The sequence below is a fragment of the Velazquezella soli genome, from assembly GCF_977018685.1.
Window position 1 is genome coordinate 1560186 of record NZ_CDRNXF010000004.1, and the last position, 22768, is coordinate 1582953.

Below are 22768 nucleotides of genomic sequence, written 5' to 3' on the forward strand. Positions count from 1 at the left end.
GTCATCGAAACGACTATCCAAGCGAGGCCATGATGACTGACATGATGAAAGCCGTGCGATTGCACGAGTTCGGTGGACCAGATGTCCTCCTCTACGAGGATGCGCCCCGACCGGAAATCTCGGCTGTCGACGTGCTTGTTCGCGTCCATGCCACGAGCCTCAACCCGCCGGATCTCTATCTGCGCGACGGTTACCGAGCTCTCCCGCCGGAATGGCAGCCCAATCCAAGCTTTCCGCTGATCCTTGGTACGGACGTTTCCGGCACGGTTGCGGTCGTCGGCGAAGACGTGTCGCAGTTCAAGGTCGGCGACGAGGTCCATGCGATGGTCCGGTTCCCGCATGACCTCATGACGGGAAGCAGCGCCTATGCCGAATATGTTCGTGTTCCCGCATCGGACCTGGCGCTGAAGCCCGTCGGGATCGACCACGTCCAGGCCGCCGGCGCGCCGATGTCGCTTCTGACCGCCTGGCAATTTTTGGTCGATCTGGGACACGATGCGCCGAACCCTTTCCAGACCTTCCCGCATGCACCGGCTCTGCTCGACGGCAAGACCGTGCTGGTAAACGGCGCCGGCGGCGGCGTCGGCCATCTCGCAGTCCAGATCGCGAAATGGCAAGGGGCGAGGGTGGTTGCCGTTGCTTCCGGCAAGCACGAGGCGCTTCTCAATGATCTTGGTGTCGATATTTTCATCGACCACACGAAGACGGCTGCCGAACGAGTGGCGAAGAATGTTGATCTGGTGCTCGATGCCGTCGGCGGCGCGAATATGGAACGCTTTCTCCCCAGCATTAAGCCGACTGGCGCCCTGTTTCTCGTCAACCCGCTGGGCTTTTCAGGTTATGACGAAGCCGCGCGGCGAAAGATCACCGTCTCGACGACGCAGGTGCGCTCGAACGGCGCGCAACTGGCAGAGGCCGGCCGTCTGCTTGAGGACGGCTCCATACGGGTGGTGATCGACAGCACCTATCCGCTGGCGGAGGCATCGGCAGCGCATCGTCGTGCTGCCGAAGGGAGCATCCAGGGCAAGATCGTTCTGGTCGCCGTCTGATCACCACTTGACCAGTCAAGCCCAGGCCGCCGCGGAACAGATGGTCGGGGCGCTGATGGAGGAGCTATCCCCATGCTGATTATCACCGGCTACATGCACGTCGATCCAACCGATCTGGCGCAATGCATGACGGAACTGAATTCGCTGGCATCCACAACACGAAAGCGTCCGGGAAGCATCACGTATGATGCTGCCGTGGACGATCCACAGTCAGGTCGATTGCTGATATCGGAACGTTGGGTCGATCAGGCCGCGCTTAGCGCTCATTTGCAGGCAGCCGACACGATCGCGTTCGTCAGCCGCTGGATCGGTAAGATGCGAGGCGAACTCAAGAAATACGACGCATTGAACGAACGCGACATCATGGATTGCTGATGCTGCTACTGGGTTGGAGGTCTGCGTCCGCATTGGGCCAACAGCCGACCTCGGCAGTTCTGCCCCTACACGCGACACTGCGGACGATCGTAGAACTCCCTAGTCTGCCACGTCGCAAAAAGCAGAAACATAAATGTCGCTTTCATCGTGAGTTTCCCGACACGCGGCGTTGGTTCACAATTGGGGCGCCGGATATGCTGGGTCTCTCCGATCGATCTGCCAGCCGGAAATCCAGACGCTGCGCAGCCGATCTCCCTCTTTGGGGAAGTGGTTTCCCGTCAAACTGCAGCTCTCCACGCGGTCAATCCGGAAATTCCGAATTGCCTGTCTCAGCTCGCACCATCCGACGATGACGGCATTGTCCAGATAGTAGATCAACGCAAGTGGCCAGACGATGCGACGCGTTGGATTGTTCTGCTGGTCACGGTAGTCGAGCAACAGCTTTTCCTCGTCGCGGATCGCACGACGGACAATCCCGAAATCGATGCCTTCCGGAGCTGGAGTGCTTGCGCCCCATGCGTGAAGGGCACGCGATGTCAGTGCTTCGCGCAACGGCGCGGGCACGGCAGCTGCGATTTTAGCGACGACCCGTTCGGATGCCTTTTTGAGGTCAGTGTCGCCTGTACGCTCGATCAGCGCCATGCCGAGAACGACAGCCTCGGTCTCCTCAGCCGTAAACATCAGTGGCGGAAGATCAAAGCCGGGTCGGAGAATATAGCCGATCCCGCGCTCGCCTTCGATCGGCACCCGCATAGCCTGAAGGCCGGCGATGTCCCGGTAGATCGAGCGCATGTTGACTTCCAGTCGGGCTGCCATCTTCGCCGCCGTGACAGGCGTCTTTGCCAGTCTCAGAATCTGGATGATCTCGAAGAGCCTGGAAGCTTTGCGCATGCTGATTACCTCATCACAGCTGACACACCCCTGTCAGTTGAACCCCTGTATAGCACGCCCAACAAGCTGAAAAACAGGCGGTATCGAGACCGTCAGTCGAATGGAACGGGCGGCAACTGACATGACCTGCGTCGAAAATCTCTGGCTTTTCTTCCTTCTGCTGACGGGCATTATCGCCGTTCCGGGCATGGACATGGTGTTTGTCCTTGCGAACACTCTTGCGGGTGGAAGACGCGCCGGGCTCGCAGCGACTTTCGGGATGATGGCCGGTGGAGCCTGCCACACCTTGTTCGGCGCTTTCGCCGTTGCCGGGCTTACCAGGTTGATCCCGGCTGTTTCCGGCCCCATGCTCATACTCGGGTCGGCCTATATGATCTGGATCGGAGTCAGTCTTGCCCGCAGTTCCATCGTGATCGGGTCCGTTGATAGCGGTGCGGCTCGATCTTCCGGGCGGGTCTTCATTCAGGCCGTCGTCACTTGCCTCCTCAATCCGAAGGCATGGCTGTTCATTCTCGCCGTCTATCCACAGTTCCTGAAGCCTGCTTTCGGGCCGCTCTGGCCCCAGACACTTGCGATGGGTTTGATGACCGTGCTCGTTCAGCTTGCCGTTTACGGTGGACTGGCTCTGGCCGCCGCGAGAGGACGCGATGCCATTGTCTCCAAACCCGCTTTGACGATCTGGACAGGAAGGGTGGCTGGTTTGGTGCTGGTTGCGATTGCCGCATACATGTTTCTGCGCGGATGGAATGAACTGTGATCGAGCGATCCGGTTGTCGCAGAAATCCTGAGTGCCGGGGTGAAAGCGGCCTCACCCCCCAATAACCCACACAAAAACGGCCAGGATTTCTCCCAGCCGTCTGAACTCTCTCAACTGCTTCTCGCGTTAAGCGCGTGTGGTGCGCTTGCGGCCCTGATGGCCGGCGGTGCGCTGGTCGATGGGGGCCTGGCCGCGGTTGTCGTTGCCGAAGCGGACCGGGCCGCGACCGTCGCCCTTGGGGGCTGCGGCCGGCGTGTGCCGGTTTGGCTTGGCTTCGCCGGATGCGGCGGCCGCATTGCCCTGATGGGCCTTGCGCTGGCTGCCGGCTTCATGCGCGCCGTGGCTTGCATGGTCGCGGTTGCCGGAACCGGCTGGCTTGGCTGAGCCACGGTTGTCGGGACGACCGCCAGTCTTTGCGCCCGGGTTGCCGAACTGCTTCTTGACCGGACGGAAATCCGAAGTCGAGGACAGATCGTTGTCGGGCGCTACGCTTGCCGCTGCCGGCCGTGCAGCCTGTGAACGGGGAGCCTGGCTTCTTGGCGCTTCTGCACCGTCACCAGCGAAGAACGGCTTGCGGGCCGGACGTTCGCGGCGCGGGCCACGGGCTTCGCCGGCAGCACCGGCACCGCGGCCTTCGCCGCCGCCGCCATTGCCGCGTGGCTGGCCGCCACGGCCGCCCTTGTTGCCGCCGCGGGCATTGGCGCCGCCACGGTTGTTGTTGCCGTTGGCGCGAACCGGACGGTTCATCGTCTCAGGGCGCTCGCCGGTCAGCGTCTTGATCTCGATGTTCATCAGCTTTTCGATGTCGCGCAGCAGCATCGTTTCGTCCGGTGCGCAAAAAGCGATCGCGATGCCTTCGCGGCCGGCACGGGCCGTGCGGCCGATGCGGTGAATATAGGCTTCCGCGACATCAGGCAGATCGTAGTTGTAGACGTGGCTGACGGCCGGGATATCGATGCCGCGGGCCGCGACGTCGGTCGCAATCAGCGTCTTGATCTCGCCATCACGGAAACCCTTGAGTGCCCGTTCGCGCTGGCCCTGGCTCTTGTTGCCGTGGATCGAGGCAACCGAGAAACCGATGTTTTCAAAGTGCTTCATCAGCTTTTCAGCGGTGTGCTTGGTGCGCATGAAGACGATCGAACGGCCATCCGGGTTGTCCATCAGCGACTTGCGAAGAAGGTCGGTCTTGTCACCCTTGCCGGCAACGAAGTGGACGAACTGGTCCACCTTGTCGGCAGCCTTGCCTGCAGGCGTCACTTCCACCTTGACCGGGTCGGTCAGGAAGTCGGCGGCCAGATCGGCGATCGCCTTCGGCATGGTGGCCGAAAACAGCATGGTCTGGCGCTTCTTCGGCACCATTTTCGAAATCTTGCGCAGGTCATGCACAAAGCCAAGGTCGAGCATCTGGTCGGCTTCGTCGAGCACGAGGAAGCGAACCGTCGTCAGGCCGATCGCGCGGCGCGAGATCAGGTCGAGCAGGCGGCCAGGGGTGGCGACCAGGATGTCGGTGCCCTTTTCTAGCTGCAGCTGCTGCTTGTTGATCGACACGCCGCCGACGACGAGATTGATCTTGAGCGGGCGGCCCTTGATGAAGGTCTTCAGGTTGGCGGCGATCTGGTTGACCAGTTCGCGGGTCGGCGCAAGGATCAGCGCTCGGGTGGTACGGTTGTCGGGGCGGGTCGCGTCGGCCATCAGGCGCTCGATCAGCGGCAGGCCGAAAGCTGCGGTCTTGCCGGTGCCGGTCTGCGCAAGGCCGATCAGGTCGCGGCCTTCGAGGAGAAGCGGAATTGCCTGGGCCTGGATCGGCGTCGGGGTTTCAAAACCAAGCTCGGTGAGCGTGGCGACGATCTGCTTGGACACGCCAAGAGATTCAAAATTCGTCAAGTCGAATACCTTTCGGGGCGCCAAAAGCGGACGCTCCGAAATGGCACCATGCCATCCGGGCTGCTTGTGGCGTCAAGAACCCCGCGTGATTTGGGAACTTGTGTGTTGGAAATTACTTTCCAGCGCTTGAACCCTCATCCCGAGGGCGATCTATCTGTGCGCCTTGTTCCTTCTTCGCGCTGTCAGTATGGACGCGGGGCAGCTCACGCGGCTGCCGGAAGGTGAAAGCTGGCATGCATTTGGTTGATTTGCCGTCGAAAGTCAAGGTTCTTCTGCAAAACGACGCAGGCTGTCCGCTAGCTGCGACCCGGTAGGCACTCACGTCACAGGGGATTTTCTCGCGTCGTCAGCCCTCCGAGCGGCGGCCACACGGACGGCGATCCCCAAGGTAATGGTCGCGCAGAGTGGCGGCACAAAACGAAAAACGGCGGTGCATCGCACCGCCGTATCGCAACTCTTGATGGACGCCTGGACGCTCTAGTAGCAGACCCGTGCGCGGTAGGCTTCGCCATACTCGTTTTCCACCCATTCGTGGTGGCACCGCGGTGGTGGTGGCGGTGCGGCATAATAGGCGCGACGATAGACGACCGGCGGCGGTGGCGGCGGAGCATATTCGTATTGCGGCTCCACATAGACCGGACGCTGTGATCCGGACACGATCGCGCCGCCGATCAGGCCGCCGGCAATCCCTGCTGCCGCACCCAGCAGCACATCGTCGCCGTGGTGACGGTAGTGATCGCGGGCCTGCGCTGCCGGTGCCGTCGCAGCAAGTGCGCCGGCGACTGAGAGAGCCGCAATGCCAGCAGTAATGGTCTTCTTCATGATCGACATGCCTGGTTCCTTTCCCCGTGGTGTTTCGAGGTACGATCAAAGCGTCGCTCTCAATCACGGCGGATTGATGGAAGTTTTATCGCCGTAGTCTGAACGCCTATTCAGACTCCACCGTGGAAAAATTGCTTTTCGAAAGGTGTCGGCAACCCAGGGTCTGCCCGGAGATTGAATTGCGGCGAAAACCCGGCAATTTTCGGGAGGAATTGTGGCTCGAGCTGTCTGGCGGTTTTGGCGGGCAAGAAAAAGCGCCGGGTCTAAACCCGGCGCTGGAGCTGATCAGCAGTTGTTCGTCGTGGTGCCGGAACCGTCGGTCGAACCGCTGGTTGCCGAAGGTGCGCCACCGACACCGGTCGTGTCGCAGCCGCCTTTGCTCGTGCCGTTTCCGGTCGTCATGCTCTTGGAGTCCGTGCTGCCCGTGGTCGTCCCATCGTTGGCGCTATTGGACGGCGTTTTGGACGGTGTGTTGGACGGCGTGTTGGACGGCGTCTGGCCGGTTGTGCCGCTGCTCGTTCCGGATGCAGCGCCTGCGCCAGACGCGCCGGAACCTGCGGATCCACCGGATGCACCTTGAGCGAATGCCGATGTTGCAAGGCCAAGCGTCAGCGTGGCAATCGTCACAAGTTTCATCATCGAAAATTTCCTTTGTTCGCTTCACGTCAGGGTTAACCGGCGTCGGCGTCCAAGGTTGCCTGATGCTGCCGATTTAGTGTCATTGCGTTGATCCTCGATGCGTGAAACGCCCCCGGCCGCACTCCATTCGAACTTGCGAAAACGCAAATATTAAACAACCCTGTGTTCCGGGCAACGTGTTGTTAATACTCGCTATGGTGTTATCGGGTCGGTTTCCGAAAAATGGTGGGATCCCGCATGCGCGGGAGTGAGCGGGGCAGGGTGCACACGAAGAGCGAACGCCTGGAAAGCAAGTTTCTGGAGCGGGCCTGCGCCCGCATCGTGGATCTCCCCGAACCCGCCTATATCAAGAACTGCCGGCTCGCATATGTCGCCGTCAACCCCGCCTATGCGGCCATGGTCGGCGCTCGCCCGGAGGAGCTCGTCGGCCAGACAAGCCGCAGCCTCGGCAGCGATGGCGAAAAGGACGAGCGCAAGGAAAAGGAATGCCGCGCCCTGGTGTTCGGTGCCGAAGAAAAGGCGCTGGCGTTCAACGCCGACGGGATCTTTTCCCACGAGATCCATATCGAACGGTTTCTGACGGAAGACGATCAATCCTACGTCTTCGGCCATTTCCTGCCGGTCGGCGCTGCATCGCGCCCAACGGGTAATGGCGTCCCCGCGCCGCTCGAGACAGCAGCGAAGCCGTTTTCGCTGTTTGAGAACGGTCTTCTCGACGACGCGATCGACATGCTCGAAATGGGCATCGGCATCTACGACCGCGACAATGTGCTCGTTTACTGCAATTCGCAGCTTGTCGACCATTTCGATGCCTGTGGCATCGTCATCAAGCCGGGCATAGCGCTGGAGGACATCATCCACCGCGCCTATGATCAGCGGGAACGTGCGGCAAGCGGCAATGCGTCCGTAACGCTTGCGCCGCGCGAGAAGTGGGTGGAACAGCGTCTGCGTGCCTTCCTCGTTCCCTATCACGAGCGGATCGACAAGCTGCCGGATGGGCGCTGGATGCGCAGTCTCAACAAACGGCTGGAAAACGGCCTGCTGATCGCCATCCGCCACGACGTCACTGACTTCAAGGACCAGGAGATGTTGCTGCGCAGCCAGGTGGCGGAAACCGGGCTTTTCCGCGCCATCCTGGAAGACCTGCCGGCCCCCGTATTCGTTCGCAACGAAAAGCACGAGCTGACCTATGCCAACCATGCCTACGAGCAAATGCTGGGCAGCGAACGGGAAAACTATCTCGGCAAGACGGAAGCCCAGATGTTTCCCTGGGCGGCGGAGCGGTTCTGGAACGAAAACGCCCGCGTGCTGGACGGCGAGGCGATCGACAAGTCGGAGGATATGACCTTCCCGGACGGTTCGGTCATTCCGGTTCTTACACGCCTGCGCTCGATCGAGGTCGACGAGGGCAGCCGCTATCTGGTCTGCTCGCGCACGGACGTGTCGCTGATCAAGGAAGCGCAGCAAAAGGCGGAAAAGGTCAGCCAGGATCTGCAGACGATCCTGTCGGCCCAGCCGGTCGGCATCGGTATTCTCGATGCGGATCTGGTTTTCGAATACGCCAACCCCGCCTTCTATACATCCTGGGATACGGACAAGCGCTTCGATCTGGCCGGCCGTTCCTACCGGGATTTCATGAAGGTCAATTACGACAACGGTATCTATGCCGGCTCGGACCTGGATTTCGATGCGATCTACAATGCCCGCATCGCCGCACTGACAGCCAGCAACGATCATCCGCCGATCGAGATCCGCACGCATGGCGGCCATTACCTGCTGATTTCGGGCACGCAGCTGACCGATGGCAAGATCCTCATCAGCCATACCGATATCACCGCGATGCGCCAACGCGATGCGGACATCCGGCAAGCGCAGGAAGCGCTGCAGAAACACGGCGCGCTGATGCGCGACGCAACCAGCGCAATGTCTCAAGGGCTGCTCATCCTGCATGACGGCGCGATTATCTTTTCAAACGATGCGCTTGCCGCCATGCTGGAGATGCCGGCCGACATGCTGTCGATCGGCAAAAGCTGGCGCAACGTCTTTGGCTATTGCGCAAAACGCGGCGATCTTGGCGATGCGCGCACCTCGACCGCGGCGTTGCGCGAATGGGAAGCAAGCGTTGCCTCTGGAGAGCCGGTATTTACCTCGTTCCGCGTCGAGGACCGCCGCTGGATCCAGCTCGAGGCCCGTCCGACCGGGGACGACCACTGGCTTGCGGTCTTCACGGACGTCACCGAGAGCAAGGAACGCGAGGCGGACCTGACGCGCCTGCTCAACCGGGCGGAAGCGGCCGACCGGGCGAAGTCGGAATTCCTCGCCAACATGAGCCACGAGATCCGCACGCCGATGAACGGCGTGCTCGGCATGGCCGAACTGCTCGCCAAGTCCAGCCTCGATACCCGCCAGAAGACCTTCGTCGACATCATCGTCAAATCCGGCAATGCGCTTTTGACGATCATCAACGACATTCTCGATTTTTCCAAGATCGATGCCGGCCAGATGAAGCTGCGCAAGGCGCCGTTCGATCCTGTCGAGGCAATCGAGGACGTGGCGACGCTTCTGTCGTCGGCCGCTGCCGACAAGGATATCGAACTGATCGTCCGGGGCGAGGTTTCGGTGCGCGAAACGGTCCTCGGCGATGCCGGCCGTTTCCGCCAGATCGTTACCAATCTGGTCGGCAATGCCGTCAAATTTACCGAAAAGGGCCATGTCTTCATCGACTTGAAGTCGCGGCCGATCGATGGTGACCAGCTGATGCTGTCGATCCGCATCGAGGATACCGGCCTTGGCATTCCCGAAGAAAAGCTTCGGTCGGTGTTTGAAAAGTTCAGCCAGGTGGATACGTCGTCCACCCGCCGTCATGAAGGCACCGGGCTTGGTCTTGCGATTACGTCCGGTCTGGTCGAGCTGTTCGGCGGTTCCGTCGAGGTCGAGAGCGAGCTTGGCCGCGGTTCGGTCTTTACCGTCAACCTGCCGTTTGCCGTGGTTGCCGAACGCAAGATGGAAGTGACGCTGCCGGTCAGCACCAGCGGTGCCCGGGTGCTCGTGATCGACGACAACGCTGTGAACCGCCGCATCCTCACCGAGCAGCTGAGCATGTGGGGCTTCGAGACCGTTGCCGCTGAAAACGGGGCGGAGGGTCTTGCCTTCCTCCACGAAGCAACCAGGCTCGGCATCGTCATCGATGTGGTCGTGCTGGATTATCACATGCCGGAGATGAACGGGTTCGACTGCGCCAAGGCGATCCGGCGCGACAGGCGCTTCGATTTCACCGGCATCGTCTTCCTGACGTCGATGGACATGGCAAACGACGAGACGATGTTTGCCGAGCTCAATGTTCAGGCGCATCTGATGAAGCCCGCCCGCGCAGCCCTTTTGCGCAGCACGATCATCGACGTCGTCCGCGTCATCCGCACCCGGCGCCGCGCATCCGGGCAGGCGGTGCCGCTCATTGCGTCGTCTACTCCAGCCGTCGACACAGCTGGCTCAAAGCCTGCAGAACCGGTGGCGCAGGAAAACACCGTCGCTCCTGTGATCAAACCAACGCTCGATGTTCTCGTCGCTGAGGACAACGAGGTCAACCAGATCGTCTTCACCCAGATCCTCCAGATGACCGGCTGGCTGTTCCAGATCGTCAAGAACGGGGCGGAAGCGGTCGAGGCCTGGCAGAAGTATGATCCGGCGGTGATCATCATGGACGTGTCGATGCCGGTGATGAACGGTCACCAGGCAACCCGCAAGATCCGCGAACTCGAAAACTCGACCGGCACGCATGTCCCGATCATCGGCGTCACCGCCCATGCGCTGGAAAGCGACCGCGAACTCTGCTTCCAGGTTGGCATGGACGATTATCTGTCGAAGCCGATCAGTCCCGAAGCGCTGGAGAACAAGATCCGCCACTGGCTGGACGGCGCCGTCGTTGTTTCGGCGCTGGACGGCAACTGAGGCCTTGGAGCCTCAGTCCCGGCGTCCGCTCAACATCTCGCGCTTGCCGGCAAAACCAGGCTTGCGTTCCACAGTGAAACCCGCGGCCGCCAGATTGCGGCGGACGAAGCCTGCTGCCGCATAGGTTCCGAACGTGCCGCCGGTGCGGGTTCGGTCAAAAAGCGCTTGCATCAGCTCCGGCGACCACATGTCCGGATTGCGCGACGGCGCAAAGCCATCGAGGAACCACGCGTCGAACTTGTCTCCCGCAGCCGTGACGCCGTCGAGCGCCGGGCCGCAGACAACCGTCAGCGTCGTCTGATCGTCGAGGTCGATGATGATCCGGCCGCTCGGCTCATTCGGCCATGCTTGCGTCAGTGCCTGCCGTTGCGCATCGATTTCCGGCCACCGCGCCAGTGCCCGCCCGATCTCGTCGCGCTGCATTGGATAGAGCTCGAACGATGTGAAATGCAGCCGCGTGCCGGGTTTGCGGAAAAGCGCCCACTGGCGCCAGGTCTCGCAGGCGTTGAGGCCGGTGCCGAAACCGAGTTCGCCGATCCGGAACGTGTCTCCAGCTGGCGACATCTCGGTCCAGCGCTCCGGCAGGCCGTTTCCGGCCAGAAACACATGGCCGCATTCCAGCCGGCCATCGGTGCGGCAATAAAAGTGGTCGCCAAATTCCGTCGAATACGGCATATCGCCGTCATGCCAGTCGAGCGCCGGGGCTTCAGGCGTGGCGTCGTCTTTTACAATTTCGGGATCGTGATTGCTCATGGAAGATGCGGATAATCCTCGAGGTCCCCGGGGTCAATCGCCAGCGATGCCGCATCTCCCCGGCGATCATGTCGATCTCCTGATCATCGGCGGCGGCATCATGGGCCTCTGGGCCGCGGTCAAGGCGGAACGGCTCGGCATCCGAACCCTTTTGGTCGAAGCCGGACGGTTGGGGCAGGGTGCCAGCGGCGGCATTCTGGGCGCGCTGATGTCGCATGTGCCCGACCGCTGGAACGACAAGAAACAGGCGCAATTCGACGCACTCGTCGCCCTCGAAGACGAAGTGGCGAGGCTCGAAGCCGAGGCCGGGCTGTCCTGCGGTTATCGCCGCTCCGGTCGGCTGATCCCGCTGCCGAAGCCGCATCTCAGACCCATCGCCCTACGCCATCAGCAGGAGGCGGAGGTCAACTGGCGGCACGACGGCGATCCGTTCCACTGGCATGTGCTCGATGCGTCGCCTTTCGACGGATGGCCGGACCCGGCCTTTACCGAAGCCGGCATCGTGCACGACACGTTTGCCGCCCGCGTTTCCCCCCGTCATCTGATGGCTGCGCTCGCCGCCTTCCTTGGCAACGCCCGGCATGTGAGCCTGATCGAAGGACTGCCGGCGGAGCGGATCGACCCGGTGGCAAACCGCGTCGAATTTGCCGATGGACGCTCGATCGGTTTTGGCCATTGCATGATTGCGGCCGGCCCGCAGTCGTTTCCGCTGCTTGGTCCCCTGTCTCCATCCATCTCGGTTCCGCTGGGACAGCCGGTGAAGGGGCAGGCGGCGCTGTTGAAGGCCGATATCGATCCGTCGCTGCCGATCCTGTTTCTCAACGGGCTCTATGTGATCGCCCATGACGATGGCCACGTGGCGGTCGGCAGCACCAGCGAGGAGGAATTCGACGCGCCGTTTGCCACCGATGCCAAGCTCGACGATCTCCTGGTCCGCGCCCGCGCGCTCGTGCCGGCACTTTCCGGTGCGGAAGTGGTGGAGCGCTGGGCCGGGCTACGGCCAAAGGCGATCGGTCGGGAGCCGATGGTCGGTCCGCATCCCGACCATCCGCGCGTCATTGCTCTCACCGGCGCCTTCAAGGTCAGCTTCGGGCTTGCCCACAGGCTTGCAGATGCTGCGCTCGGTTTCGTCATCGGTCAAGAGCACTCGCTTCCCGAGAGTTTTATACTTTCGGATCATCTTTCGGTTGCTACGCGTTAAACGCGCGTTTCGGCCCTTTCTCGTCGTTAATCTGTCACGCAAATCGCGTAACCCAATTCGTGGGGTTGATGAGCATGCGTGAATAAACGAACAGGGGCAGAAAAGGTGACGCATGCGCTACGCACTCTATTTTACGCCACCTGCGCATGATCCGCTGACGCTTGCCGCGGCGCAATGGCTAGGCCGCAGTGCCTATTCCGGCGAGGCGATGGAGCCGCCCGAGATCTGCAACCTTGGTTTGCACGAGATCGCCTATCATACCGCGCTGCCGCGCCGCTGCGGTTTTCACGCCACGCTCAAGGCGCCGTTCCGGCTCGCTCCTGATATTACCGAACAGATGCTGCTGCGCCATCTGATGCACTTTGCGGGATCGCATGATCCTTTCGAACTGCCGCTTCTCGAAGTGGCGCGTCTCGGCAATTATTTCGGGCTCGTTCCGGCTGTGCCTTGCGAGCGGATGCGGTTTCTCGCCTGCGCCGTCGTGCAGGAATTCGACGTGTTCCGGGCGCCGCTTTCGGAAGGCGAGCTGGAACGCGCCGATCCCGGCGATCTTTCAGCGCCGCAGTTTTCCAACCTCCACCGCTGGGGCAACCCTCACGTGATGGAGGAATACCGCTTTCACATGACGTTGACGGGCCCGATGACACCGGCCGAAATGCCGCGTTTCGAAACGGCCTTGCGCGCCCATTTCAATCCGTATCTGCTGCGTCCCTTGGAAATCGCCAACATCGCGCTGTTCGTCGAAAATGAGCCCGGTGCGCCGTTCCATGTCCATTCTCTGCATCCGATGGGGCGCGTTTCCGCCCGCAAGATCGCCTGAGCGATCACGTTCCGTCTCGACATCGGCGGAAAGGCTGGGCTACCTTCCACAAGAGATAATCGAGGTGGACCATGCCCATAACCATAAAAGACTACCCCCGCGATCTCGTCGGCTATGGCCGCCACACGCCCGATCCGAAATGGCCCAACGGCGCCAATATCGCCGTGCAGTTCGTGATCAACTACGAAGAGGGCGGCGAAAGCTCGATCTTGGACGATGATCCGGCGTCGGAAAACCTGCTGTCCGAAATCGTCGGCGCCGCCGCCTGGCCGGGCCAGCGCAATCTCAACATGGAATCGATCTACGAATACGGTTCGCGCGCCGGTTTCTGGCGGCTGCACCGGCTGTTTACCGAACTCAAGGTCCAGACCACCGTCTACGGCGTGACGCTTGCCATGGCCCGCAATCCCGAAGCTGTCTCAGCCATGAAGGAAGCCGGCTGGGAGATCGCCAGCCACGGTTACCGCTGGCTCGAATACAAGGATTTCGACGAAGCACGGGAACGCGAACACATTATTGAGGCGGTGCGCCTGCATACGGAGCTTACCGGCGAGCGTCCTTACGGCATGTACCAGGGCAAGCCATCCGACAACACGCTGAAGCTCGTCATGGAAGAGGGCGGTTTCCTCTATTCGTCCGACAGCTACGCCGACGATCTGCCCTATTGGGTTCCCGGGTTGGATGGCAAGCCGTTCCTGATCATCCCCTATACGCTGGAAACCAACGACATGCGCTTTGCCACGCCGCAGGGTTTCAACACCGGCGATCAGTTCTTCACCTATCTAAAGGATGCGTTCGACACACTTTACCGGGAAGGCGAGGAGGGGGCGGCAAAGATGCTGTCGGTCGGCCTGCATTGCCGCCTCGTCGGGCGCCCAGGCCGCGTGGCGGCGCTGCGCCGGTTCATGGAATACGTGCTCTCCCACGACAAGGTCTGGCTGCCGCAACGCATCGAGATCGCCCGCCACTGGCATGCCCATCACAAGCCCTCAGATGTGTCGGCCCCAAGCACGGTGGCTGCACGATGACCGCCCGCAACGATTTCGTCGCGACCTTCGGTGGTGTGTTCGAACATTCGCCCTTTATCGCCGAGCGCGCCTATGACGGCGGCATGATCTTCGTGCCGCTGACCGCCAAGGGCGTGCATGAGGCGATGGTGGCGGTTTTTCGCGCCGCGGACCCGCAGGAGAAGCTCGGCATCCTCAACGCCCATCCGGACCTTGCCGGCAAGCTCGCCATCGCCGGCGGATTGACTGAAGAGAGCAAAAGCGAACAGGCCGGCGCCGGTCTCGATCGTCTGAGCCCAGATGAGCACGCACGCTTCACCGAACTCAACGCCGCCTATGTCGCAAAATTCGGCTTCCCCTTCATCATCGCCGTCAAGGGCCTGACACGGGACGACATCCTCGCCGCCTTCGAGACCCGCGTCGGCAACGACGCGGACCAGGAGTTCAAGACCGCCTGCGCCCAGGTGGAAAGGATCGCGCATCTGCGGTTGCTGGCGCTTTTGCCGGAGACGTGAGGCGTTTGCTTTTCCCTTGCCTGTCCTTCGCCTATAGTGACCGCAACAGGAGTTATCGCCCACATGAGACCGTCGGAAGTGCTGGAGAAAAACCGTGTGGCTATCCGTGAAGCGACGAAACGCTTCAATGCGGCGAACCCGCGCGTCTTCGGTTCGGTGGCTCGGGGTGAGGACCGTCCGGATAGCGATATCGATATTCTCGTCGATGCACTGCCGGGCACCACGCTGTTTGATCTCGGCGGGCTGCTGGAAGAGCTGAAGGAAATGATGTCGGGCACCGATGTCGACCTTCTCACACCGGGCGATCTTCCCGAGCGCCTGCGTGAACGGATTTTGCGGGAAGCAAAGCCGGTATGAGCATCGAGCGGCTCCAGACCTATATCGATGAAATGCTTGAGGTCGGGCAGGAGATCCGAACCTTCGTCGCGGGCATGACCTATGAGGATTTCGCCGGCAATATTCTCGCGCAGCGGGCCATCGGGATGAACCTGCTGATGATCGGCGAAGCCTCCATGCAGCTTGCCAAGGAGTTTCCCGAATTCGTGGCCGACCATCCGGATATCCCGTGGATCAAGATCCGCGGAATGAGAAACCGCATCGCGCACGGCTATCGCAGCATCAATGTCGAAACCCTCTGGGATACGGTGCAGACATCCATTCCCGACCTTCTCGACCAACTCCACTCTCTGCGCAACTTCCGTGCCCAAGGCGAATGATTTGACTGACCCCTTCACCCTCCACATCCTCCCCCTCACCAAAGCCGCCTTCGCAGCCTATGGCGACGTGATCGAGGCTGATCCGGCGACGATGCGGCTGATCAACAACGGCACGACGGAGCGCTATCACGGGCTTGCCTCACCAGTTGTGGTCGGGCCGGCCGAGCGGCTGATCTTCAACATTTTTCGCGGCCAGCCGCGGAGTTTTCCGCACGAGGTCGGGATGATGGAGCGGCATCCGTTCGGCAGCCAGAGTTTCATGCCACTCTCAGGGCGGCCGTTTCTGGTGGGCGTTTCCGACGATGAGGACGGCCGGCCGGGGCGTCCGAAAGTCTTTCTGGCGCAGCCGCATCAGGGCGTGAACTATTTCGCCAATACCTGGCATCATCCGCTGATGGCGCTGGGTGAGATCAGCGATTTTCTCGTCGTCGATCGCGACAACACGGCTGCCAACCTCGAGGAATTCTTCTTCGACAAACCCTATCGCATCACGGAGCCCAGCCTATGACCGGCCTCACCACCCATGTGCTCGATACCGCGAGCGGCAGGCCCGCCGAGGGGCTCGTCATCGACCTCTACCGCATCGACGGCGACCACCGCGAACAACTCCTGACGGTCACGACCAATGCCGATGGCCGCATTGATGGCGGACCGATCCTCTCCGGCGAAACCTCCGTCATCGGCATCTTCGAGCTTGTCTTCCATGCGGGCGACTACCTGCGTTCCCGCGGCGTCGCGCTCACCGAGCCGGCCTTTCTCGACGTCATCCCGATCCGCTTCGGCATGTCCGATGTCTCGGCGCATTACCACGTGCCGCTGCTGATCTCGCCCTATGGCTATTCCACCTACAGGGGAAGCTGATGCGCTTTGCCGCGATCGCCGATATCCACGGAAACTGCGCCGCACTGCAGGCGGTGCTCGACGATATCGCAGACCTCGGCATCCGCGAAATCGTCAATCTCGGCGATTGTTTCAGCGGCCCGCTGGAGGCCGACAGGACCGGTGACCTGCTGCTGCTTCTCGATGAGGCCGCAGCGCAGACCGTGCGCGGCAACCACGATCGCTACCTTCTGGAAACGCCGCCAGACGCCTTGGCGGCCTCTGATCGGCACGCGCACAGGCAGCTGGCACCGCGGCATTTCAATGGCTGCGCAAGCTGCCGTTCAGCATGGTCTGGCGCGACGATGTTTACCTCTGCCACGCGACGCCTACCAATGACAATCTCTACTGGCTCGAAACTGTGTCTGCGGACGGCCATGTGACGCTGCGGCCGCAAGCCGAGATCGAGGCACTGGCCGAAGGCATCGCGCAATCGCTGATCCTCTGCGGTCACAGCCATGTCGCCCTTGTCGTCCAACTTTCCGATGGCCGGCTGATCGTCAATCCCGGCAGCGTCGGCCAGCCCGCCTATGACGACGATGCCCCCGTCTTTCACAAGGTCGAAACAGGCCATGCTCTGGCGTCCTACGCGGTGATCGAAAAGACCGACAAAGGCTGGACGCCCACATTTCGCACCGTTGCCTACGACCACATGGCAATGTCGCGGCTCGCCGCGAAGAACGACCGTCCCGACTGGGCAAGCGCATTGGCGACCGGCAGGGTGTGAGGGGCGGACGGGCCGCGCCCATGCCCCTTCAATTCTCTATCCACCGCTAAAATTCAAACGGAAACCATTCCGCAAGGCTTCTTCCAGATACTCCCCTGCGACGAGACAGGGGATGATTCGATGGCTCAATCACGCGCAAAACCGGCTGCGAAACGAAAGCGCAGCGCCGGGACCAAACGCTCTTCCTCGCGTTCGGGCGGTTCGCTCTGGCTCTGGGGGGCAGCCCTTGTCGTGGTCGGCGGCTCGATCGCGCTCTACGATCATTCGACTGCCGCGCGCCGCTTTGTGAGCAGTCTCACCTCTTCAAAGCCCGTTCAGACGGCCTCGAAGCCGGTGCAGCGCGATGACAATCCGGTACCGCCGAAACCGGTCGTTGCTGCTGCACCTTTGCAGCGCCCGATCACGCCGCGGCCGGCCGCTGCGCTTGACCAGAGCCAGACGGCCGCGATCATTCCGCCGGCGCCGATCGGCAAGCCGGGCCTAGACGCGGTTGCCGCACAGTCGGCGGCTCAGCCGGGGGCGCCGAGAGTGGGCGAGAAGCTTGCCGGCGCCTATGAGGCGAAGTTCTTTCTCTGCGGCACCGCCAAGCAGGACGACTGCGTCGTGTCCGCCGACCGCTTCGTCCTCCATGGTCAGAAGATCCGGCTGGTCGGCGTCGAAGTCCCCAATATCGCAAAGCCCCGGTGCGAGGCCGAGCGGATCAAGGCAAGCGATGCCAAGCTGCGGGTCCGCGCGTTCCTCGATTCCGGTCCGTTCGACCTGATGAGCTGGCGCGGCAACGATGCGGCGGTCGATGGTCACCAGTTGCGCGAAGTCACCCGCAACGGCCGCTCGCTCGCCGATATCCTCGTCAACGAGGGATTGGCGAAACGCCCGGGCGCCGGCAAATCCGGCTGGTGCTCCTGAGCCTCAGCCGCCTTTCGCCGTGGCCTCCGCCTTACTTCGAAGGCTGGCCGTTGGAGGCAGAGATTCCACCATCGACCGGCAGGTTGACGCCCGTCACGAAGCGCGCATCGTCGCTCGCCAGAAACGCGATCACGGCGGCGATATCGGCCGGCTCGCAGGGACCTTCCAGCGCAAAGCGCGCGTTGAACTGGGCCAGCCGTTCCTGATTGTCCATGATGCTATCGGTCATGCCGGAACGCGTCAGGCTCGGGCAGACCGCGTTGACGCGAATGCCGTCCTTGCCGTGATCCAGCGCCATCGCCCGGGTGAGATTGACGACACCACCCTTGGCGGCATTGTAGGCCGCCATGCCCCAGTCGCCACCGGTGCCGGAGACAGACGCGACGTTGACGATCGAGCCCCTGGTCGTCTTCAGATGCGGGATTGCCGCGCGGCTTGCGAAGAACACGCCGTCCAGATCGGTCGCCATCACCTTGCGCCAGTCGCTGGTCGACAGCGATGACACATCGCCCTGCACCGCCACGCCTGCATTGTTGACGAGAGTGTCCACGCGACCGAACGTCTTGACCGCGGCCTCGACCAGAGCGTTCACCTGGTCCTCGTCCGCCATGTCGCAGGCCTGCACGAGAACGCGGTCCTTGGGGTAGGGCGCTGCAACCGCCTCAAGCTTTTCGGGGGTGCGGCCGGCGATCACGACGAAGGCGCCCTCATCCAGAAACCGTTCTGCGGTCGCCTTGCCGATGCCCGATCCCGCGCCCGTGACGATGACGACTTTTTCGCTGAAGCGCTGCATGAAATTCTCCTTGTAAGCGATGCTGTTAGGGCCATCCTCCAAGGCTGCGAACGGGCAGGAACGCGGCGTGGTTCCACCGGCAGACGCGGCGAATATGCGATTGTTCGCATTTTATTAATATTGTTAGCAAAGACTGACGGACGGGACACATCGAAATCAGATGGCAGGCGTTGAGGGAGCGAACTACATCGGAGGCGAACATGGCTTTGTATCAGCGTACCGTGCTTGTCGTAGAAGATGAGCCCCTAATCCGGCTGCATCTGGCAGACACTTTGGAGGATGCCGGCTATACGGTTCTCGAGGCATCGAACGTGCTCGAGGCGGTGGCCGTCCTTGGGCAGTCCCGAACCGTTGACGCGGTCATTACCGATATCGACATGCCCGGCGCCCTCGACGGTTTCGACCTGATGAAGCTGATCTGCAGCTGCTACCGGGATACCGCCGTCATCGTCACGTCAGGCGGTCATGTCCTGTGCGAAGCCGAGCTTCAACCCGGCTGCGCGTTCATTCCCAAACCCTATGACCTGCCGAAAATGCTCGACATGCTCGCGGCACGGATCGCCCAGGCCTCCACGCGGTCGTCCCAGGCATGGCCCTGCGGCAGACTGTGGGCCTAGGCTCAGAAGAAGAAATCAGAACCTTACGTCGGCGATGATGTCGCGGCCGCAGGTTTCGATATCGCGCTTTCCGCACAAGGCCATCGAGATGTCCATTTCCTTGCGGATGATTTCGAGTGCTGCGGTGACGCCCGGCTTGCCCATCGCGCCGAGGCCGTAGAGGAAGGGGCGGCCGATATAGGTGCCCTTGGCTCCGAGCGCCACGGCTTTCAGCACATCCTGACCGGAGCGGATCCCGCCGTCGAAATGCACCTCGATGCGGTCGCCGACGGCGTCGACGATCTTCGGCAGCATGCTGATCGAGGAGGGGGCGCCATCCAGCTGGCGGCCGCCGTGGTTGGAAACGATGATCGCATCGGCGCCGGTGTCGGCTGCGGCCCGCGCGTCTTCCTCGTCGAGAATGCCCTTGATGATCAGCTTGCCGCCCCACAGGTCCTTGATCCAGCGGATATCGTCCCAGGAGAGGCGCGGGTCGAACTGTTCGGCGGTCCAGGCACCGAGCGACGACAGGTCTGAGACGTTGCTGGCATGGCCCACGATATTGCCGAAGCCGCGACGCTTGGTGCGCAGCATTTCCAGGCACCATTGCGGCCTGGTCGCCAGTTGCAGCGCGCTGTTGAGCGTCCACTTCGGCGGCGCCGACAGGCCGTTTCTGATGTCCTTGTGGCGCTGGCCGAGGATCTGCAGATCGGCGGTCACGACCAGCGCCGAGCAGCCGGCCTGCTTGGCGCGGCCGATCAGCCGTTCGATAAAGCCGCGGTCCTTGAGCACGTAGAGCTGGAACCAGAACGGCTTGGTGGTGACCGAGCGCACATCCTCGATCGAGCAGATGCTCATCGTCGACAGCGTGAAGGGAACGCCGAATTCTTCGGCCGCCTGCGCTGCCAGCATTTCGCCATCGGCGTGCTGCATGCCGGTCATTCCGGTCGGTGCGAGCGCCACGGGCATCGCCGCTGCCTGTCCCACCATCGTCGTTGCCAGCGACCGGTTGGTCATGTCGACCAGCACCCGCTGGCGCAGCTTGATCTTGGAAAAGTCATCCTCGTTGGCACGGTATGTGCCTTCGGTCCAGGCGCCGCTATCGGCATAATCGAAGAACATTTTGGGCACACGACGGCGAGCCATGGTCTTCAGATCGGCAATGGTCAGCGGCTTGGACATGCGCAAAACTTCCTCCTCGATGGTTGTCCGACAACTACCATATCCGGGCGACCTTGCCAGCGGAAACGTCGGTTTGGGGGAGCAGTTTTCTCAACCGCACCGCAGGTGCCGCGCCGCAACGGAAAACGGGCGGCCAAGGCCGCCCGTCGTAGTTTACTCAATCTGTGGCCGGGTTTTGTGGCTGAGCCTCAGAATTCTTCCCAGGACTGGGCCTGTGCCGCGGCCGATGACGAACCGCCGCCGAAGGCTGAAGCGATGCGGTTGCCGAGTGCTCGTGCCGGCGATGGTGTCTGGCGCGAGGCCGGCGATACGGCCATCGGAGCCGACGGAGCATGGCCGCGACGGCCAACCGATGCGGAGCGGTTTTCGCCCTGGCCGAGGTTGAAGCGCGACAGGAGGTCGTTCAGCGAGGCTGCTTCCTTGGCAAGCGAGTGGCTGGCCGCAGTCGATTCTTCCACCATGGCGGCGTTCTGCTGGGTGCCCTGGTCCATCGTGTTGACCGCCGTGTTGATCTCCTGCAGCCCGACCGCCTGTTCGCGTGCGGAGTCGACGATTGCGTTGACGTGCCGGTTGATCTCCTGGACTTCGGCGACGATGACTTCCAGCGCCTTGCCGGTCTCGCCGACCAGGTGGACGCCGGAGCGGACGTGTTCGCTCGATGCGGTGATCAGTTCCTTGATCTCCTTGGCGGCCTTGGCAGACCGCTGTGCGAGTTCGCGGACTTCCTGTGCGACGACGGCGAAACCCTTGCCCGCTTCACCGGCACGCGCGGCTTCGACACCGGCGTTCAGGGCGAGAAGGTTGGTCTGGAAGGCGATTTCGTCGATGACGCCGATGATGCTGGAGATCTCGCCCGAGGACTTTTCGATCCCCTGCATGGCGGTGACCGCATCGCGCACGACTGCGCCGGAACGCTCGGCACCGGCACGGGCCTTGGTGACGAGGTTGCCGACTTCTTCGGCGCGCTTGCTGGAATCCTTCACCGTGGTGGTGATCTGCTCCAAGGCGGCTGCGGTTTCTTCGACCGATGCAGCCTGCTGTTCGGTGCGCTTGGACAGATCGTCGGCGGCCGCACGGATCTCATTGGCGCCGCCGTCGATGCCGCGGGCATTGTTGCCGACGGCCTGCAGGGTTTCCTGAAGGTTGGCAACCGAATCGTTGAAGTTGTTGCGCAGTGCATCGAGATGCGCGACGAACGGCGTGTCGAGGCGGTAGGCGACATCACCCTGCGCAAGCTTTGCCAGTCCGCCGGCAAGCTGGTCCACCGCGAACTGGGTGTCAGCGGCGTCCTTTGCCTTTTGCGCGTCGCGTTCGATGCGTTCGCGATCGGACAGGCTCCGGTTGGCATCGGCTTCGCGTTCGAGGCGGATGCGCTCCAGCGCGTTGTCGCGGAACACGGCAACGGCTGCCGCCATGGCGCCAAGCTCGTCGCGGCGATCCTGACCTTCGATCGGTGCCTCTGTTTCACCCCGTGCCAATGACGCCATGCGTTCGCGCAGGTTGGCAATCGGCTTGGTGATGCCCTTGGCGGAGACGAGGAGCGCTCCGACGATACCGGCTGAAAACACGACTGCGAGAACGAGCAGTGCGTTGAAGATCGTCGAGTTCGTTTCGTCGGTGATCGCGTTGCTCTTGGTATTCACATCTGCGCTCAACCGCTCGAGGAATGCCGCGAGGTCCTTCGCCAGCGGCAGAACCTGCTGATCGACCTTCACAAGAGCTGCCTTGGCGATTTCGTCCTGGTCGTTTTCACCGAGGGCAACAGCCTCGTCAGTCAGCGTGAGGACTGCCTTGACGCGGGTCACGAGCGGGTCGAGGTCTGCCGCTCTGGTTGGCACGAGTGTACGGATATGCTCGAGACGCACCATCAGGTTGGTTTTGCTTTCCTTGTAGAAAGCAGTGGCAGCCGTCATCCCCTCGCTGCCCCTGGGATAGGCAAGGGTCTGGTAGGCGGCATAGCCCGTCGCCGCAAGATTGCGGTTGGCGCGGGCCATTTCCACAGCCGCAACGGTGTCTGTCGAAATAAAATCGGAGTAGCTGGTATCGGCAGCCTTGTAGCGGCTTGCAACGAAGCTTGTAGCGCCCAGGCCAACGACGCAGAGCGGGATAAGGACAGACAGTATTTTGGTGCGAATACTCGCATTTTTCAAAAACGACATAGAACCCCTCGTGGAGTAGCGGAGAAGCCTCCATTCCATCAGCGTTGCTGGCGCCAGCCGGGATCGCTGGAGCGCATGCAAACTGATCGATTGGTCAGGCAAACTTGTGTGGCATGACAGCTGCGCTCTGCCTTCATGGCTGCCAGGGG

At 61.9% G+C, this 22768-nt stretch carries 21 protein-coding genes and 2 pseudogenes; 15 read left to right on the forward strand and 8 right to left on the reverse strand.

Going from position 1 to position 22768, the window contains the following annotated elements:
• The first annotated feature begins 32 nt into the window (after positions 1-32).
• Positions 33-1049, forward strand: a complete 1017-nt coding sequence (locus tag AC0JZ8_RS11155) for an NADP-dependent oxidoreductase (RefSeq protein ID WP_471892503.1) — start codon at positions 33-35, stop codon at positions 1047-1049.
• 72 nt (positions 1050-1121) lie between these two features.
• On the forward strand, positions 1122-1424 hold the full coding sequence (locus AC0JZ8_RS11160) for a putative quinol monooxygenase (RefSeq protein WP_471892504.1): 303 nt from the start codon (positions 1122-1124) through the stop codon (positions 1422-1424).
• Positions 1425-1598: 174 nt separating this feature from the next.
• On the opposite strand, the gene AC0JZ8_RS11165 is transcribed toward AC0JZ8_RS11160, so the two are convergent.
• Positions 1599-2315 (reverse strand): helix-turn-helix transcriptional regulator, encoded by a 717-nt coding sequence (locus AC0JZ8_RS11165; RefSeq protein ID WP_471892505.1) that lies wholly within the window; start codon positions 2313-2315, stop codon positions 1599-1601.
• 121 nt (positions 2316-2436) lie between these two features.
• Here AC0JZ8_RS11165 and AC0JZ8_RS11170 point away from each other — a divergent pair, with 121 nt between their 5' ends.
• Positions 2437-3072: a LysE family translocator gene (locus AC0JZ8_RS11170; protein ID WP_471892506.1), complete on the forward strand. Its 636-nt coding sequence runs from the start codon at positions 2437-2439 to the stop codon at positions 3070-3072.
• A gap of 126 nt (positions 3073-3198) precedes the next feature.
• Here AC0JZ8_RS11170 and AC0JZ8_RS11175 read toward each other — a convergent pair.
• From AC0JZ8_RS11175 to AC0JZ8_RS11185, 3 genes and pseudogenes are all read right to left on the reverse strand, one after another.
• Positions 3199-5011: pseudogene (locus AC0JZ8_RS11175) on the reverse strand (DEAD/DEAH box helicase).
• Between the two features lie 422 nt (positions 5012-5433).
• Positions 5434-5787: a hypothetical protein gene (locus AC0JZ8_RS11180; RefSeq protein ID WP_062455439.1), complete on the reverse strand. Its 354-nt coding sequence runs from the start codon at positions 5785-5787 to the stop codon at positions 5434-5436.
• 276 nt (positions 5788-6063) lie between these two features.
• Entirely contained in the window at positions 6064-6417 is a 354-nt protein-coding gene (locus tag AC0JZ8_RS11185) for a hypothetical protein (RefSeq protein WP_471892507.1), read from the reverse strand.
• Positions 6418-6654: 237 nt separating this feature from the next.
• Between AC0JZ8_RS11185 and AC0JZ8_RS11190 the strand changes: the two genes are divergently transcribed.
• On the forward strand, positions 6655-10365 hold the full coding sequence (locus AC0JZ8_RS11190; protein ID WP_471892508.1) for a response regulator: 3711 nt from the start codon (positions 6655-6657) through the stop codon (positions 10363-10365).
• A 12-nt stretch (positions 10366-10377) separates the two neighbouring features.
• On the opposite strand, the gene mnmC2 is transcribed toward AC0JZ8_RS11190, so the two are convergent.
• Positions 10378-11118, reverse strand: coding sequence for a tRNA (5-methylaminomethyl-2-thiouridine)(34)-methyltransferase MnmC2 (gene mnmC2 / locus AC0JZ8_RS11195; RefSeq protein WP_471892509.1), 741 nt, complete (start codon positions 11116-11118; stop codon positions 10378-10380).
• Between mnmC2 and AC0JZ8_RS11200 the strand changes: the two genes are divergently transcribed.
• From AC0JZ8_RS11200 to AC0JZ8_RS11245, 10 genes and pseudogenes are all read left to right on the forward strand, one after another.
• Positions 11117-12319, forward strand: coding sequence for an NAD(P)/FAD-dependent oxidoreductase (locus tag AC0JZ8_RS11200; protein ID WP_471892510.1), 1203 nt, complete (start codon positions 11117-11119; stop codon positions 12317-12319). The two genes, mnmC2 and AC0JZ8_RS11200, sit on opposite strands and share 2 nt — an antisense overlap.
• A 112-nt stretch (positions 12320-12431) precedes the next feature.
• On the forward strand, positions 12432-13139 hold the full coding sequence (locus AC0JZ8_RS11205; protein WP_471892511.1) for a DUF1045 domain-containing protein: 708 nt from the start codon (positions 12432-12434) through the stop codon (positions 13137-13139).
• A 71-nt stretch (positions 13140-13210) separates the two neighbouring features.
• The gene (gene puuE, locus AC0JZ8_RS11210; protein ID WP_471892512.1) at positions 13211-14167 is read left to right on the forward strand and encodes an allantoinase PuuE; all 957 of its coding nucleotides are present in this window, start codon (positions 13211-13213) and stop codon (positions 14165-14167) included.
• On the forward strand, positions 14164-14661 hold the full coding sequence (gene uraD, locus AC0JZ8_RS11215; protein WP_113166794.1) for a 2-oxo-4-hydroxy-4-carboxy-5-ureidoimidazoline decarboxylase: 498 nt from the start codon (positions 14164-14166) through the stop codon (positions 14659-14661). Before puuE ends, uraD begins: the two co-directional genes overlap by 4 nt.
• 63 nt (positions 14662-14724) lie before the next feature.
• Entirely contained in the window at positions 14725-15018 is a 294-nt protein-coding gene (locus AC0JZ8_RS11220; RefSeq protein WP_062582764.1) for a nucleotidyltransferase family protein, read from the forward strand.
• Positions 15015-15377, forward strand: coding sequence for a HepT-like ribonuclease domain-containing protein (locus AC0JZ8_RS11225; RefSeq protein WP_471892513.1), 363 nt, complete (start codon positions 15015-15017; stop codon positions 15375-15377). Before AC0JZ8_RS11220 ends, AC0JZ8_RS11225 begins: the two co-directional genes overlap by 4 nt.
• Before the next feature lies 1 nt (position 15378).
• A complete protein-coding gene (locus AC0JZ8_RS11230) occupies positions 15379-15885 on the forward strand; it encodes an ureidoglycolate lyase (protein ID WP_471892514.1) in 507 nt (168 codons plus the stop codon).
• Complete coding sequence (gene uraH, locus AC0JZ8_RS11235; protein ID WP_184653668.1) at positions 15882-16238, forward strand: hydroxyisourate hydrolase; 357 nt, start codon at positions 15882-15884, stop codon at positions 16236-16238. The genes AC0JZ8_RS11230 and uraH overlap by 4 nt, the downstream gene beginning before the upstream one ends.
• Positions 16238-16983 (forward strand): annotated as a pseudogene (locus AC0JZ8_RS11240) (metallophosphoesterase family protein). Before uraH ends, AC0JZ8_RS11240 begins: the two are co-directional and overlap by 1 nt.
• A gap of 120 nt (positions 16984-17103) precedes the next feature.
• On the forward strand, positions 17104-17889 hold the full coding sequence (locus AC0JZ8_RS11245; RefSeq protein WP_471892515.1) for a hypothetical protein: 786 nt from the start codon (positions 17104-17106) through the stop codon (positions 17887-17889).
• 31 nt (positions 17890-17920) lie between these two features.
• On the opposite strand, the gene budC is transcribed toward AC0JZ8_RS11245, so the two are convergent.
• Complete coding sequence (gene budC, locus AC0JZ8_RS11250; protein WP_471892516.1) at positions 17921-18682, reverse strand: meso-2,3-butanediol dehydrogenase; 762 nt, start codon at positions 18680-18682, stop codon at positions 17921-17923.
• Positions 18683-18882: 200 nt separating this feature from the next.
• Here budC and AC0JZ8_RS11255 point away from each other — a divergent pair, with 200 nt between their 5' ends.
• On the forward strand, positions 18883-19299 hold the full coding sequence (locus AC0JZ8_RS11255) for a response regulator (RefSeq protein ID WP_062455479.1): 417 nt from the start codon (positions 18883-18885) through the stop codon (positions 19297-19299).
• A gap of 15 nt (positions 19300-19314) precedes the next feature.
• On the opposite strand, the gene AC0JZ8_RS11260 is transcribed toward AC0JZ8_RS11255, so the two are convergent.
• Both AC0JZ8_RS11260 and AC0JZ8_RS11265 read right to left on the reverse strand, forming a co-directional pair.
• Positions 19315-20460 (reverse strand): alpha-hydroxy acid oxidase, encoded by a 1146-nt coding sequence (locus tag AC0JZ8_RS11260; RefSeq protein WP_062455481.1) that lies wholly within the window; start codon positions 20458-20460, stop codon positions 19315-19317.
• Between the two features lie 188 nt (positions 20461-20648).
• On the reverse strand, positions 20649-22619 hold the full coding sequence (locus AC0JZ8_RS11265) for a methyl-accepting chemotaxis protein (RefSeq protein WP_471892517.1): 1971 nt from the start codon (positions 22617-22619) through the stop codon (positions 20649-20651).
• Positions 22620-22768 lie beyond the last annotated feature (149 nt).